The sequence below is a fragment of the Pseudomonas sp. TAE6080 genome (assembly GCF_018732265.1).
Lineage (GTDB): Bacteria > Pseudomonadota > Gammaproteobacteria > Pseudomonadales > Pseudomonadaceae > Aquipseudomonas > Aquipseudomonas brenneri.
The window spans coordinates 389379-403707 of record NZ_JAHIDY010000001.1 but is presented as its reverse complement, the minus strand read 5'-3'; the positions used below and the strand labels follow the sequence as shown (position 1 = coordinate 403707).

At 57.3% G+C, this 14329-nt stretch carries 13 protein-coding genes; 6 read left to right on the top strand and 7 right to left on the bottom strand.

All coding sequences use genetic code 11. The features are described 5' to 3' along the window. Positions 1-4: 4 nt before the first annotated feature. Genes KL786_RS01815 through nosR form a run of 3 tightly spaced genes read right to left on the bottom strand, consistent with a single transcriptional unit; the run spans position 5 to position 2479 of the window. Complete coding sequence (locus KL786_RS01815; protein ID WP_032859925.1) at positions 5-643, bottom strand: LysE family translocator; 639 nt, start codon at positions 641-643, stop codon at positions 5-7. A 25-nt stretch (positions 644-668) separates the two neighbouring features. After that, complete coding sequence (locus tag KL786_RS01810; protein WP_032859926.1) at positions 669-1082, bottom strand: NUDIX hydrolase; 414 nt, start codon at positions 1080-1082, stop codon at positions 669-671. Positions 1083-1135: 53 nt separating this feature from the next. Next, positions 1136-2479 (bottom strand): response regulator c-di-GMP phosphodiesterase, NosR family, encoded by a 1344-nt coding sequence (gene nosR, locus KL786_RS01805; RefSeq protein ID WP_215516534.1) that lies wholly within the window; start codon positions 2477-2479, stop codon positions 1136-1138. A 254-nt stretch (positions 2480-2733) separates the two neighbouring features. On the opposite strand from nosR, the gene KL786_RS01800 reads away from it, so the two are divergent. The 4 genes from KL786_RS01800 (at position 2734) to KL786_RS01785 (ending at position 8797) form a co-directional block, all read left to right on the top strand. After that, entirely contained in the window at positions 2734-4608 is a 1875-nt protein-coding gene (locus KL786_RS01800) for a putative bifunctional diguanylate cyclase/phosphodiesterase (protein WP_215516533.1), read from the top strand. Positions 4609-4671: 63 nt separating this feature from the next. Further along, on the top strand, positions 4672-5613 hold the full coding sequence (locus KL786_RS01795) for a cytochrome-c peroxidase (protein ID WP_314385386.1): 942 nt from the start codon (positions 4672-4674) through the stop codon (positions 5611-5613). Then, entirely contained in the window at positions 5610-7415 is a 1806-nt protein-coding gene (locus KL786_RS01790) for a DAHL domain-containing sensor histidine kinase (protein ID WP_215516532.1), read from the top strand. The genes KL786_RS01795 and KL786_RS01790 overlap by 4 nt, the downstream gene beginning before the upstream one ends. Positions 7416-7417: 2 nt before the next feature. Further along, positions 7418-8797, top strand: a complete 1380-nt coding sequence (locus KL786_RS01785) for an ATP-binding protein (RefSeq protein ID WP_215516531.1) — start codon at positions 7418-7420, stop codon at positions 8795-8797. Between the two features lie 22 nt (positions 8798-8819). Here KL786_RS01785 and KL786_RS01780 read toward each other — a convergent pair whose 3' ends face one another. Continuing rightward, the gene (locus tag KL786_RS01780; protein WP_032859931.1) at positions 8820-9092 is read right to left on the bottom strand and encodes a type B 50S ribosomal protein L31; all 273 of its coding nucleotides are present in this window, start codon (positions 9090-9092) and stop codon (positions 8820-8822) included. Between the two features lie 234 nt (positions 9093-9326). On the opposite strand from KL786_RS01780, the gene KL786_RS01775 reads away from it, so the two are divergent. Both KL786_RS01775 and KL786_RS01770 read left to right on the top strand, forming a co-directional pair. Beyond that, positions 9327-10946: an FMN-binding glutamate synthase family protein gene (locus KL786_RS01775; protein WP_215516530.1), complete on the top strand. Its 1620-nt coding sequence runs from the start codon at positions 9327-9329 to the stop codon at positions 10944-10946. Between the two features lie 12 nt (positions 10947-10958). Continuing rightward, positions 10959-11243: a putative quinol monooxygenase gene (locus KL786_RS01770; protein ID WP_215516529.1), complete on the top strand. Its 285-nt coding sequence runs from the start codon at positions 10959-10961 to the stop codon at positions 11241-11243. A gap of 37 nt (positions 11244-11280) precedes the next feature. Here the strand turns inward: KL786_RS01770 and KL786_RS01765 are convergent, their stop codons facing one another. From KL786_RS01765 to KL786_RS01755, 3 genes are read right to left on the bottom strand one after another with little or no spacing between them, the layout of a single operon-like run. Then, the gene (locus KL786_RS01765) at positions 11281-12855 is read right to left on the bottom strand and encodes a glycosyltransferase family 39 protein (RefSeq protein ID WP_215516528.1); all 1575 of its coding nucleotides are present in this window, start codon (positions 12853-12855) and stop codon (positions 11281-11283) included. Then, a complete protein-coding gene (locus KL786_RS01760) occupies positions 12852-13790 on the bottom strand; it encodes a glycosyltransferase family 2 protein (protein ID WP_215516527.1) in 939 nt (312 codons plus the stop codon). Before KL786_RS01760 ends, KL786_RS01765 begins: the two co-directional genes overlap by 4 nt. Then, the gene (locus tag KL786_RS01755; RefSeq protein WP_215516526.1) at positions 13787-14161 is read right to left on the bottom strand and encodes a GtrA family protein; all 375 of its coding nucleotides are present in this window, start codon (positions 14159-14161) and stop codon (positions 13787-13789) included. Before KL786_RS01755 ends, KL786_RS01760 begins: the two co-directional genes overlap by 4 nt. Between the last annotated feature and the right edge of the window lie 168 nt (positions 14162-14329).

Genomic DNA, 14329 nt, shown 5'->3' with positions numbered 1-14329 from the left:
TTGTTTATGCGCTGCGCCGTTGCTCCAGCATCAGGCGCACCGCCAGGGCCGCCAGCACAAACCCCATGAAATAGCGCTGCACCGCCAGCCACGTGGGGTTGTGGATAAACCAGGCGGCGATGCTGGCGGCGCACAGCGAGATCAGCAGGTTGACCACAAAGCTGACGCTGATCTGGGTAAAGCCCAGCATCAGGCTTTGGGTAAAGACCGAACCGTGCTCCGGGGTGATGAACTGCGGGAACACCGACAGATAGAACACCGCGATTTTCGGGTTCAATGCACTGGTCAAAAAGCCCATGGTCACCAGCTTGCGTGGCGAGTCAGCAGGCAGTTGCTGAGCTTCGAATGGCGAGCGGGCGCCCGGTTTCACGGCTTGCCAGGCCAGCCACAACAGGTACAGCGCACCGGCCCATTTCAGGACTTCATAGGCCATTGGCACCGTGAGAAAGACGGCGGTCAAACCTGCGGCTGCGGCGAACAAATGCACAAAGAACCCTGCGACCACCCCCAGCAACGACGTCACCCCGGCCTTGCGGCCCTGGCAAATCGAACGGGAAATCAGGTAGATCATGTTCGGCCCCGGCGTCAGGACCAGCAGCAGCGAGGCGGCGGCAAAAATCAGCAAGTCATTGAGGGGGATCACGGGTCAGTCCTTTGTGCCCGACAGCTCAGGCAGTGGTGGTCAGCGATGCACGATAGAACGGCAGGATCAGGTCACGTGTCAAGGGTGCCAACTGCAGGCCGCCGTCGCCCGCCGGGTCGATCCAGCGCACTTCTTCGATCTCGGCGGCGGGGGTTACCGGTACATCGATACGCACCTCAAACAGCTCGGCCTCCACGGTAAACCCCGGCTCATTGGCCGCCGGTGCCGAGAAGTGGCCAAGGTAGTGCGCTTGTGCCGGATCGATACGCAGCCCCAGCTCTTCGTGCAGCTCACGCGCCAGGGCCTGCGCCGGTTGCTCGCCTGCATCGATCTTGCCGCCCGGCTGCATAAAGGCCTGGGTGCCACGCTTGCGCACCAGCAGGGTCTGGCCGTTGCTGCCGATCAACAGGGCGGCGGCGATGCGGATGGTCTTGGACATGAAATAAACGCCTTGGAGTAAAGGCCGCAAAGGATCACATGACTCCCCTGCTCCTACAAGGTCTGGGGCTCCTCGGGCTCCTTGATGAATACGCTGTATTTGGCGCCTTCCATCGCTTCAAAAGCGATCAACTTGTCCACCAGCGGCAGGTTCAAGACCTTGCCCGCGTTGAGCAACAGCATGCCGTTGTCGGCATTGAGGTTGCGCGCCAGGACCATGCCCTCGGTCAATTCACGAGTGCCCAGCACCTTGACCGTCGGGTCACCCAGGGTCACGTCACTGAGAAACGCCGCACAGGCCTGGACGAAGTCTTCCACCATGTCCGGGTCATACAGGCGGCCTGCGTATTTGCGGATATACAGCAGCGCCTCGTCGCTGTTCATCTGCCGTTCAAGAATCAAGCCGCGTTGCAACTCGATAAAGTCCACCGCCAGCTTCAGCAAACGCGAACCAAAGGGAATCCCATCCCCCTTGAGGTGATCGGGGAAGCCGCTGCCGTCCCAGCGCTCCTGGTGATGACGGATGATGCGCGCTGCATCCTTCATCGGTTCCAGGGTCATCAGTAGCGATTCGCTCTGGGTCGGGTAAGACCGATAAAGCTCGCGGTCGGTGCTGTGCAGCAGGTCAGCGGGGGCAATCATCATTCCGTCGGTCCAGCTCAATTTGCCGACGTTGTAGAGCGCCGCGGCCATGGTCAGGTCGCGCACACTGGACTCATCCATCGCCTGGGATCTGCAGTAGACCCGGATCAATTCGATCAATGGGCGGTTGGTCTGCTTTTCCTTGGGCAGCCGCAGGTTGGCCAGCAGGGAAAACACTTCAGTGCCTGTCACGTAGCTGCGCTTGAGCTCATCGTAGGCCAGGTCAAGCATGTCGGCGGTCTGCTGCAGCTCGCTGGTGCGCGCGAGCACGCGTTTTTCCAGGGTGGCGTTGAGGGCCTTGAGCTGATCATTCTGTTGCAGGGTCAGTTGCTCCAGACGCAGCCGCTCGCGGTCGGAATGCTGGTGTTCCAGGGACTGGCGCAACACCAGGAGCATCTCCTCATCGTTCCAGGGCTTGCTGATGTAGCGGTGGATCTGTCCTTCGTTGATGGCCTTGATGATCATCGTCAAGTCGGCGTAGCCCGTCAGCAGGATGCGCGACGTCGCCGGATACAGACGGTGGGTCTCGGCCAGCAACGTCGCCCCATCCATGACCGGCATCCGCGCGTCGCTCATGATCAGGTCCACGGGCTGGGTGGCCATGATCTCCAGGGCCTGGGCAGCACTTGCAGCCAGCAATACTTCATAGGGCTGGCCACGCAGCAGGCGGCGCAGGCTGTTGAGGATCGATTCTTCATCATCGACCAGTAGAACAGTGGGCTTGTAGGGGGGAACTGTAGCGAGCTGCTCATCCATGGCGACACCTGCTAACACTTGAACTAAATTGAACCCTGACACCCGCAATCGACTGTACGCAGTACTGGCCCAGGCAGACAGCGCACGCTATCAAAGGGTGAACTGCCGCTGATTTGACGCCAACTGGCCGACGAATTCAAGGGAGCCGACTACGCTTGAGGGTGAAGTCCGTGATTGACTCACCCAACCCAGCCATTGAGGAAAGGAAGCCTTATGCGCCCATCCACTTTGTTGCGCGCCAATGGGTACACGTCATGACGCTTCGGCCCGAAGGGGCGAACCGACGCATTCTGATCGTCGACGACACGGCGTCGATCCATCAGGATTTTCGCAAGATCCTCTGTGCCGAGGCCATTGCCGACCAGACGCTGGAGAGCATAGAGCAAAGCCTGTTCGGCACTGCACCAACCACCCACCAGCGTTATACCCTGGATTCTGCGTACCAGGGCCAGGAAGCCCTCGATTTGGTCACCCGGGCACTGGCTGACGACGCACCGTATGCCCTGGCATTTATCGATATGCGCATGCCGCCGGGATGGGATGGCCTGGAAACCATCGAACAGCTATGGAGCATCGACCCCAACCTGCAAATCGCCCTGTGTACGGCCTATTCCGACTACTCCTTCGAAGCGATTGAAGCCCGCTTGAAGTTCAATGATCAGTTGCTGATCCTGAAAAAGCCGTTCGATCACCTGGAAATCCGCCAGATGGCCAGTGCCCTGACCTGGAAATGGCAGTTGGCACAGGACGCGTTACTCAAAGTGTTGGGCCTTGAGCGCATGATCGAAGAGCGGGTCCAGGAGTTACTCAAGGTTTCGCACTTGTTGCACTACGATGCTCTCACAGGCCTGCCCAACAGCACGCTGCTCGGTGACCGGCTGACCCAGGCCATTGCCCTGGGCCGGCGCCACGATATGCAACTGGCGGTGATGTTTATTGGCCTGGACCGTTTCAAGCGCGTCAACAATGCACTGGGCTACCCGGTGGGCGACCAGGTGCTGCAACAGATCAGCGAGGATCTGCTGGCAACGGTGCGTGAATCCGACTCGGTGTTCCGCTATGGCTCCGATGAATTCGTGATGATCCTCAACGACATTCATCACCCTCAACAAACCCAGAGCATTGCCGAGAAGATCCTCAAGGCCCTCGGGCGTACCCGCCATGTCGCAGGCCATGACCTGCGCGTCACCGCCAGCCTTGGCATCAGTATTTACCCCAATGACAGCTTCCAAGCCGTGGAGTTGATAAAGAACGCGGAAACCGCCATGCATAACGTCAAGGAGCACGGGCCTGGCAACTTCAGCTTCTTTATCGAAGACATGAACCTGATAGCGCGTCGGCAACAAACCCTGGAGACCGCGATTCGATGGGCCCTGGAGCACGACGAGTTTGTCTTGCACTACCAACCGAAACTGGACTTGAAAAGCGGGCGAGTGGTCGGCGCTGAAGCGTTGATTCGCTGGTATCGTCCCGAGCATGGCTGGGTTTACCCGTCCGCCTTCATCCCGGTAGCAGAAGACAGTGGCCTGATCGTGCCCTTGAGCCAATGGGTATTGCACCAGGCCTGCGCACAGGCACAGCGTTGGCAGGCGCAGGGGTTGGCGCCCATTTGCGTCTCGGTGAACATCTCGGCCATCGATTTCCGTCAGCGCGACTTTGTCCCCAACCTTGCCGCCACACTTGAGCAAACGGGCCTGGCGCCCGCACTGCTGGAGTTGGAGATTACCGAAAGCGTGCTGATGCAAAACGTCGAGGACACCGTTGCCACCCTGCGCGAAATTAAAAAAATGGGGGTACGGCTGGCCATCGATGACTTCGGCACCGGTTACTCCAGCCTCAGTTACTTGCGGCGCTTTCCCGTGGATGTGCTAAAAATCGACCAGTCGTTTATTCGCGGCATGGGCGAGAACACCCAGGACATGCAACTGATCAGTGCCATTATCAGTCTGGGCAAGAGCCTTGACCTCAATATCATTGCCGAGGGCGTGGAGACGGTCGAACAACTGGAGTTCCTCAAGGCCCGCAACTGTGAGGAAGGCCAGGGTTATCTGTTCAGCAAAGCCGTGGCGGCCGAGGATTTTGCCCGGCTACTGGAAACAGGCCCCCATCATCTGATGCCGGACCAATGATCCTCAGCTCACAAGGAATTGAAGTTGAGCAATACACCACTGCGTTACCCGTCGGCATCGGTCATAAGCCTTGTATCCGGCGTATGGCTGGGCAGTTGCGCGGTACTCGCCGCGCCGCTAGATGAAGCACTCAAACCCCTGCCTGCTACACCGGTTCTGGATGCATCCCGCGTTGAGCTGGGGCGTCGGCTGTTCAATGAAACACGCCTGTCGATCAACAACACCCTGTCTTGTGCCAGTTGCCATCACCTGGACAAAGGCGGAGCCGATGACAAACCCTTCTCCCCTGGCTTCGACGGCAAGCCAGTGGCGCTCAACACCCCCACCGTGTTCAACGCCAGCCTGAACTTCAAACAGTTCTGGAACGCCCGGGTGGACACTCTGGAGGCACAGATCCAACAAGTGGTGACCAGCCCCGTGGAAATGGGCAACGACTGGCAAACCGTGGTCGCGACGCTAACCGCAGCGCCTGAATATCAACGCGCATTCACCCAGGTCTATCCCGACGGCATCACTGCCGCCAACGTGCAGAATGCCCTGGCCACTTATGAGCGCACCCTGCTCACACCCAATTCACGCTTCGATCAGTACCTGCTGGGCAACACCGACATCCTCAGCTACGACGAAAAACAGGGTTACCTGCGATTCAAGGAATACGGTTGTATTGCCTGTCATCAAGGGGTCAACATCGGAGGCAATATGTACCAGAAGTTCGGCGTGATGGGGGACTACTTCAAGGCCCGGGGCAATCCCATTGAAGCCGACCTGGGGCGCTACCTTGTAACCCTGGACGAGGAAGATCGCCACGTGTTCAAAGTGCCGAGCCTGCGTAACGTCGCCGTCACCGCCCCGTACTTCCACGACAGCTCGGCCAAGACCCTGGAAGACGCGATCGACGTTATGTTCAAGTACCAGTTGGGACGTACACCTTCGGCAGACGACAAGGCCCTGATCTCTCTGTTCCTCAGGACGCTGACTGGCGAGTGGGAGGGCAAACCATTATGAAGCTCAGTCGCCGCTCCAGCCTAACCCTGCTCGGTGCCGTCACCCTGGTGCTGGCTGCAACATTGATATTTTTGTACGTCAAATCCTCATCTGAGCAGAGCGCCACCTACACACAGTCCCGCGACTTGATCCGCCATATCAAACAATTGAACGCGCAATGGGACAGCGAGGTGCTCAAGGCCCGAATCGCCCTGACCCACAATTACGATCCCCTGGTCGCGCCACTCAACGAGATGAACAGTCTTTGGGCCGAACTGGAGGCCCGCGAGTCCTTGCACCAGCATACCGATCCGGCCAACTGGCAAGCTGTGCAAAGCAACTATCGGGCGGCGGTCCAGGAAAAAGCGCGACTGGTAGACCAGTTCAAATCCCATAACGCGTTACTGCGTAACTCCCTGGCTTTTCTACCGACCGCCGAGGACGATATCCAGGCGCAGTTCGGCCTGCTGGACGCCAACAAACGGCTGCAATTGCAAAACACTGCCACCGACACCTATGACTTGTTGCTAAGCAGTCTTGAGTTTGCCCTGGTCACCAGTGACGACAAGGCCGCAGATATCCTCGTCGGGTTGAGCAAACTGGCGATCAACAAGGAACTCATGCCCGAGGATTTCCAGGTCCCGGTGGAAATCCTCAGCAACCACATCGCCCTGATCCTGCGTGAGCAACCCCTGGTCAACGGCGTGCTGGAGCGCATCGCGGCGATCCCGCTACCCGAGCAATTGGATGACTTGACCAACCAACTCAATCAGGATCAACGGGTCGCCGACCTGAGCGATCAGAAATACCACCGCTACCTGCTGGTGTTTTCGACGCTGCTGATGCTGGTGCTGGTGTACCTGGCGATTCGCCTGTTGCGCAGCTTTGCCGAGATCAACCGGGTCAACCGGGCCTTGCAGACTGCCAACGAAGGCCTCGAACAACGGGTCGAGGAACGCACCCGGGAACTCAGGGACGCTCAAAGCGAGTTGCTCGACAGCGCCCGCCAAGCCGGCATGGCGGAAATTGCCACCAATGTGTTGCACAACGTCGGGAACGTGCTCAACAGCGTGAATGTGTCTGCCGACCTGGTGACCCGTAAACTACGGGCCAGCAAAGCCCTTGGGTTGGGCAAGGCCATGCAGATGATCAACGAACACCCCCATGACCTGGGCGCCTTCCTCATGGAGGACGAAAAGGGCAAATTGCTGCCGGGGTATTTGAACCAATTGGTGGACGCCATCGCTGTCGAGCAGCAGGGTATGGCTGAAGAATTGGCGCAATTAACCAAGAGTGTCGACCACATCAAGGATATCGTCTCCACCCAACAGTCCTATGCTGGCGCCTCCAAACTGCTGGAGCCCGTGCATATCAGCGCCTTGGTCGAAGACGCGCTGCGCATGAATTCCGGCGCCTTGAGTCGCCACCATGTCACGGTGGTCAAGGACTATCACCCGGTGCCCGAGGTCATGGCCGACAAACATCGGTTGCTGTTGATTCTGGTGAACCTGATCAGCAACGCCAAGTACGCCATGTCCAACCTCAGCGACCGGCCACGCCAGATAACCCTCACGGTCCGCGCCCTGGATGACGATACGTTGCAGATCAGCGTCAAGGACGAAGGTGAAGGCATCCCCGCAGAAAACATGACGCGGATCTTTACCCACGGTTTCACCACCCGCAAGGAAGGCCACGGTTTTGGCCTGCACAGCTGCGCCCTGGCCGCCATCGAAATGAATGGCCGCCTGACCGCACACAGCGACGGACCCGGCCAGGGCGCCCTGTTTACCTTATATATTCCTCTTGAACGTGCCGAGAACTGACCATGCCCTCTCTCCACAACCGGCGCATTCTGCTGATTGATGACACGCCGTCGATCCACGAGGATTTTCGCAAGATCCTCATGCCGCCCGTGGAACAGAACCCAGCGCTGGACGAACTGGAAAGCGCGCTGTTCGGCGCAACCGCCGCCCCCCTCGCCCACCCCTTTGAACTCGACTCGGCCTATGGCGGCCAGGAAGGCCTGCAACAGCTGTGTAGCGCTATGCAACACGACCGTCCCTACGCCCTGGCGTTTGTCGACATGCGCATGCCCCAAGGCTGGGATGGCGCCCAGACCATCGAGGAACTTTGGAAAGTCGACCCGGACCTGCAAGTGGTGGTGTGCACGGCCTACTCGGACTATTCCTGGGAGGAGCTGCTGTCACGCCTCAAGGCCCACGACCGGCTATTGATCCTGAAAAAGCCTTTCGACAACATCGAAGTCCAACAGATGGCCAATACCCTGGCGACCAAATGGGACATGGCCCGCCGCGCCAACCTGAAAACCATTCATCTGGAGCAGTTGGTGGAACAGCGCAACCAGGCATTGCAGCTGGAAATCGATGAGCGCAAGCAACTGCAAAGCCAATTGATCCAGTCGGAGAAACTGGCCTCCCTGGGGCAGATGGCTGCCGGGGTAGCCCACGAAATCAATAACCCCGTGGGTTTTGTCACCTCCAACCTCGGCACACTGGACGGTTACTTCAAGCAGTTGCAACGGATGCTCGATGCCTATCAACAGGCCCAAGAAGCATTACCGCCTGGAGCATGTGTTGAGCAATTGAACGCCCTGCGCAAAGATCTGGACTTGGACTTTCTCAAGGAAGACATTCCGATCCTGATCCGAGAGTCCAAGGACGGTATCGGTCGTGTGACGCAGATCGTCAAGGACCTGAAGAACTTCTCCCGGGTCGATAATGACGAGAATTGGCAATGGGCTAACCTGCAGCACGGGATCGACTCGACCCTGAATATCGTGGCCAGTGAACTCAAACACAAGGCGGATGTGATCAAACACTACCAGCCACTGCCCGACATCGAATGCCTGGCCTCACAAATCAACCAGGTGGTGATGAACCTGGTGATCAACGCAGCCCAGGCCATGGGATCGGAACGCGGCACAATCACCCTCAGCAATGGCGTGGAGGGCGATCAGGTCTGGCTGGAAGTGGCAGATAACGGTTGCGGGATTGCCCCTCACAGCCTGCAGAAAATCTTCGACCCGTTTTTCACCACCAAGCCGGTGGGTGAAGGGACGGGCCTGGGGCTTTCTCTGTCCTACGGCATCGTCAAAAAACACCATGGGGAGATTTCAGTGAAAAGTGAAGTCGGCACGGGCACCACATTCCGGGTGGTGCTGCCGATCCGGCAGACTGCGGCGTGACACCCGCCGCGCCTGCCATCGGTCAGGCCTGGGCTTTCTTCGGACTCGAACCAAACGAAGCAAACCGCTTGTTGAACCCGGCAATCCGCCCTTCAACCTGGGTCTTGCGCTGCTGGCCGGTGTAGATCGGGTGGGAAGCGCTGGACACGTCGAGGGCCATGTAGGGGTAAGTGTTGCCGTCAGTGTGTTGGTGGGTACGGTCCGTGTCGACCGTGGAGCCGATCAGGAAGAACACATCGGCGGCGGTGTCGTGGAACAGCACTTTGCGGTAGTCAGGATGGATACCAGCTTTCATGGGGCCTCCGGGGCATCTTGGCAGAATCAATACGTTATACAGTAACACATATAATGCATCCAAACGAGAACGTATTGCAATACCACCAGTAGACCGACTGTATGCGGTTGCCCCAGTAAGGAACTCGCCCGTAAGCTGGGACTCAGTGTTAAACCGTGAACCACCAAAAAGAAATAAAACCTTGTAGGAGTCGGCTCCTACAGGTCATAGAGAGTCCGAACCCAAGGAAACCGTATGAGCCTGTCCTTGCTTAGTCGTTATGCATTTTTTGCCGTGTGCGTCATTTTCACCCTCGCCAGCCTCCCTTTTATCCAACACGAATGGCTCTGGCCGATTACCCTGGTGACCGGCGTGCTCAGCCTGATCGGTGTGTTCGACCTGCTGCAAAGCCCTCACGCGGTGCGCCGCAATTACCCGATCCTGGGCAATATCCGTTACCTGGTAGAGGGCATTCGCCCGGAAATCCGCCAATACCTGCTGGAGTCCGACAGCGACGCCCTGCCCTTCTCCCGGGCCCAGCGCTCGCTGGTGTACTCGCGAGCCAAGAACGAAAGCGCCGACAAACCCTTCGGCACCCTGATCGACGTGTACCAGTCCGGTTTCGAGTTCATCGGCCACTCCATGCGCCCGGCCCCATTGAGCGACCCCAGTGCGTTCCGCGTGATGGTCGGCGGCCCGCAGTGCACGCAGCCGTACTCGGCGTCGGTGTTCAATATCTCGGCGATGAGTTTCGGCTCGTTGAGCGCCAACGCCATCCGCGCGCTCAACCAGGGCGCCAAACTCGGCAACTTCGCCCACGACACCGGCGAAGGCAGCATCAGCGCCTATCACCGCGAAAACGGCGGTGACCTGACCTGGGAACTGGGCAGCGGCTATTTTGGCTGCCGCACCAGCGACGGCCGCTTTGACCCGGAACGTTTTGCCGTGCAGGCGCAAAACCCGCAGGTGCGGATGATCGAAATCAAGATGAGCCAGGGCGCCAAGCCCGGTCATGGCGGGATCCTGCCCAAGCACAAGGTGACCAAAGAAATCGCCGAGACCCGCGGTATCCTGATGGGCGAGGACTGCATCTCGCCGTCACGCCACAGCGCGTTTTCCACGCCGATCGAGCTGATGCAGTTCATCGCCCAGTTGCGTGAACTGTCCGGCGGCAAGCCGGTGGGCTTCAAGTTCTGCCTGGGCCACCCGTGGGAATTCATGGGCATTGCCAAGGCCATGCTGGAAACCGGGATCCTGCCGGACTTTATCGTGGTCGATGGCAAGGAAGGCGGCACCGGTGCCGCACCCGTGGAGTTCACCGACCATATCGGCGTGCCCCTGCGCGAAGGCCTGCTGTTCGTACACAACACCCTGGTGGGCCTGAACCTGCGCGACAAGATCAAGCTCGGCGCCAGCGGCAAGATCGTCAGTGCCTTCGATATTGCCAGTGTCCTGGCCATCGGAGCCGACTGGGCCAACTCGGCCCGGGGCTTTATGTTCGCCATCGGCTGTATCCAGTCACAAAGCTGCCACACCAACAAATGCCCGACCGGCGTGGCCACCCAGGACCCTTTGCGCCAACGCGCACTGGTGGTGCCGGACAAGGCCCAGCGCGTGTTCAACTTCCACCGCAACACCCTCAAGGCCCTGGCGGAAATGCTTGCGGCGGCGGGTCTGGATCATCCGTCGCAATTGTCGGCCAAGCATTTGGTGCGCCGCATGTCGGCCACCGAGATCAAGCTGTTCTCACAGTTGCATGTGTTCCTCAAGCCAGGGGAACTGTTGACCGGCGAGGTGAACGGCGAGTTCTATTCGCGCATGTGGCAAATGGCACGGGCCGACAGTTTCGAGCCCCATGAAGAAGCAGTTGCTTGAAGGACCGCTCTGATGTTGAAAGTAATCGCTGAAGACTTTATCAAACCCGAACACCTGGACACGGTGCGGCCCTGGTATGCCGAACTGGTGGAAAAAACCCGCCAGGAACCGCTGTGCATCGCCTACGATCTGTTTGTCGACCAGAAAGACCCGGGGCACTTTATCTTTGTCGAACAATGGCCCGACCAGGCTGCTCTGGATGTTCACTGCCAGAGCGAACACTTCACCCGGCTGGTGCCACAGATCAACGCGTACCAGGCCAAGCCGTGCCGGGTGTTGTTGATGGACCGTTTTTAACGCATCTGCGGCCAAGACTGCATCATTCAAGGTGCGGTTACTGGCTGCCACTGGCCAAGGGAGAAATACCCATAAGCTGGGCTTTTTCCTTACCGAACGTATAGGTACCAAGCAACCGCCAATGGGCGGGAAGTTTTCGTGCAAGTGTCCCGCGGTCATAAGCATCAATCAGCCAAAGTCGACCTGAGGCTGTCGTTAACGAATCCAGATTATCCACATAGATCTGATCGGCCTTGTCTTGAATAAGTGTGGAAATCTGATATCCATTGGGACGCCCTGAACTGCCATCCGGACCTTTCGGTGTGTACTGCATCGGCGGCGGATCAGTGGTGACGTAATAGACCATGGACAAGTGTATGAAAAACTCTAACACCAATATTCCGTCACCTGGCTGCACCCTGTTATTAACATAATCGGCCAAGGCTCCGATCTGATTGGTTTCATGACACGACGTACACGTCTTATTGTAGACATGCCACACCCCATTCAACTCAACCGCCATCACCGCCAGCAATCCGATAATACCGCCAGCTCTGCTTTGCCTAGAAATACCGTCCAACGCCACGGCAACGACCATGGGCAATACAATCCCGGCAAACAGAAAATAACGTGGATAAAAAAGTGGTTTGTACAACGATACCAACAGAACCATCACGACCGGACACCATACATACACAACGAGTAATGTATTATTTTTTCCGCTCCGCCCCCCCAGAGTACAAATAGCCACTGAGGCGCCCCACACCATCAAGGCCAGCCCATAAAAAATCCAGGTAGGCGTCTGTTCCCCCTCGCTGAAATTCAGGAAAAACCAAACGAGTTCCACCAGTTCCTTGATACCCGGTTTCGCTATCCAATCAATCCTCGAATAATCCAACTGATTCAGCAGGCTGGGTAGCCATGGTAAAAAACAAACCACAATCAAACTATTGGCCAGCCACCACTCACGACTTAACAGGTACTTGTACTTCACCTGCCGGGAGCTCGACAGAATAAAAATATAGATCCAATGGGAAAGCATGCATAACGCGGCAAAATAGTGGGTGTACAGCCCTGCAACCATCAGTAAAACATACAGCCCTATAGGCCATTTTCTTTTCGGCCATTCAAGCCAATACACAAATGCAATGGTTGCACCCAGCATTAACGCGCCCAGGAGCGCATACATCCTCACTTCCTGACTATAACGAACCGCTGCCGGAAAGATTGCCAACAATACACTCGCCAGTATCGATGAGCGTTGCGACAGCAACAGCCGAGACAACCAGATTCCCAATACCACCGACAACACACCGAAGCACACACTCAAACTACGCGCAGCAAAGACACCATTGCCAAAGAGCTTGATCCATTCATGCAGCATCAGATAGTAAAGCGGGGGGTGAACATCTCGGGCCGTATGAAACAGAATCTCGGAAGGTGACTTCATACTCATCAACAGGCTGAATGCCTCATCGAGCCACACCCCTGTGTCAGTCAAGGCGTAAAACCTCACAGCCGCCGAAACCAATAAAACAAAGAAATAGAATAATAAAATACGCTTGGAAAAATTAGCCTTCATCGTTTTCGAAGACTCACGATTTCCGTCCCCAACCTCTTTAACCGAGCTCATCGAACGCCATCCCGGGAGTTCACAATGTCGGCAATCACATACCGCGGCCGATGCTTGGCCTCCATATAAATACGTCCCACATACTCCCCTAATATCCCAATTCCAATCAGCTGCACCCCCCCCAAAAACAAGATCGCCGTCATCAAAGACGGATACACCGGCACGGTATTTCCGAACAGCACTTTGTCCACCACCAAGAACCCGGCATGCGCCAACGCCAGGAACGAAATACAGCCACCGACGTAACTCCACAAACGCAACGGCAAGGTACTGAACGAAGTGATGCCCTCCAGCGCGAGGTTCCACAATTTCCAGGCATTGAACTTGCTCTGGCCGACCACCCGTGAAGCCCGGTCATATTCGACGATGACCACGGTAAACCCCGCCCAGGAAAGCACGCCTTTCATAAACAACTGCTGCTCCGGCAATGCCTTGACCACGTCCACCACCTTGCGGTCCATCAGGCGGAAGTCGCCGACGTTTTCTTCGATATGGGTGTAGGCAATACGATTGAGCAGGCGGTAGAACATCGAGGCGCTGTGGCGTTTGAGGTAGCCATCGCTGGAGCGGTCGCGACGTTTGGCCAGGACCACATCGGCGCCCTGTTGCCACTTTTCGATCAGGCACGCGACCACTTCAACCGGGTCTTGCAGGTCGACGTCCATTGGCACCACCGCCTCGCCACTGGCATATTCCAGGCCGGCGAACAGCGCGGGTTCTTTGCCGAAGTTGCGCGAAAAGTTGATCAGCACCACATTGCTATCAAACAGGGCGATATCCCTGGCGATATCCTGCGTGCGGTCAGTGCTGCCATCGTTGATAAAGACGATCTCGACTTCATGTGCCTGCAACAACGGCTCGCAGCGTACGGCGCGATAAAATGTCGCTATGGCCAGTTCTTCATTAAACAACGGCACAATCAGCGAAAGCCTCATGACTCGCACCGTCGAAATACCAGGAACTTCGACAACAGGAAGCCACACACCAGGCTGGCGAGGGAAAACACCAGCACTGTGACAAGCCCCGGCAAGCGCCAGCAGTCCGCCAACCGCCCCACCGCCAAGCTCAAGCATCCCAGGTAGAAGATGTACAGCAGGTAGCGGCCCACCGAAGCCGACATACCAAACGTGAAGGTGGCATTTGCAAAAAAGGAGAATGTCGCCGCCACGCAAAATGCCAGGAAATTGCTCAGGGCCTGGCTCAGGTCAAAGGCTGCCCGGAATACAAAAAAGAGTTGCCAATGGATCACAGTGTTGGCAACACCAATTACCGAGTAGCTGGAGAGTCCCATCCATAGTCTGGCCATACCCTTGTCACGCCTCGTTGCCCATCTCAACCTAGGCGCAAGCAAGCCACGCTCAAAAAAACTCGTCTACTGTCAGAATTAACAGGTTGGAGCGCTCATATGACCAACAGCGCAGCCCCCAGCGGTATTGAGACATTCAGTAATACCCAACCTTTGCAATTGCTTACA

What these genes read in the sequence shown, in the direction of transcription:
- KL786_RS01790 (WP_215516532.1), top strand. Translation starts at nt 5,610, where the DNA reads ATGAAGCTCAGTCGCCGCTCCAGCCTAACCCTGCTCGGTGCCGTCACC.
- KL786_RS01800 (WP_215516533.1), top strand. Translation starts at nt 2,734, where the DNA reads ATGACGCTTCGGCCCGAAGGGGCGAACCGACGCATTCTGATCGTCGAC.
- KL786_RS01760 (WP_215516527.1), bottom strand. Translation starts at nt 13,790, where the DNA reads ATGAGGCTTTCGCTGATTGTGCCGTTGTTTAATGAAGAACTGGCCATA.
- KL786_RS01770 (WP_215516529.1), top strand. Translation starts at nt 10,959, where the DNA reads ATGTTGAAAGTAATCGCTGAAGACTTTATCAAACCCGAACACCTGGAC.
- KL786_RS01755 (WP_215516526.1), bottom strand. Translation starts at nt 14,161, where the DNA reads ATGGCCAGACTATGGATGGGACTCTCCAGCTACTCGGTAATTGGTGTT.
- KL786_RS01785 (WP_215516531.1), top strand. Translation starts at nt 7,418, where the DNA reads ATGCCCTCTCTCCACAACCGGCGCATTCTGCTGATTGATGACACGCCG.
- KL786_RS01810 (WP_032859926.1), bottom strand. Translation starts at nt 1,082, where the DNA reads ATGTCCAAGACCATCCGCATCGCCGCCGCCCTGTTGATCGGCAGCAAC.
- KL786_RS01775 (WP_215516530.1), top strand. Translation starts at nt 9,327, where the DNA reads ATGAGCCTGTCCTTGCTTAGTCGTTATGCATTTTTTGCCGTGTGCGTC.
- KL786_RS01780 (WP_032859931.1), bottom strand. Translation starts at nt 9,092, where the DNA reads ATGAAAGCTGGTATCCATCCTGACTACCGCAAAGTGCTGTTCCACGAC.
- nosR (WP_215516534.1), bottom strand. Translation starts at nt 2,479, where the DNA reads ATGGATGAGCAGCTCGCTACAGTTCCCCCCTACAAGCCCACTGTTCTA.
- KL786_RS01765 (WP_215516528.1), bottom strand. Translation starts at nt 12,855, where the DNA reads ATGAGCTCGGTTAAAGAGGTTGGGGACGGAAATCGTGAGTCTTCGAAA.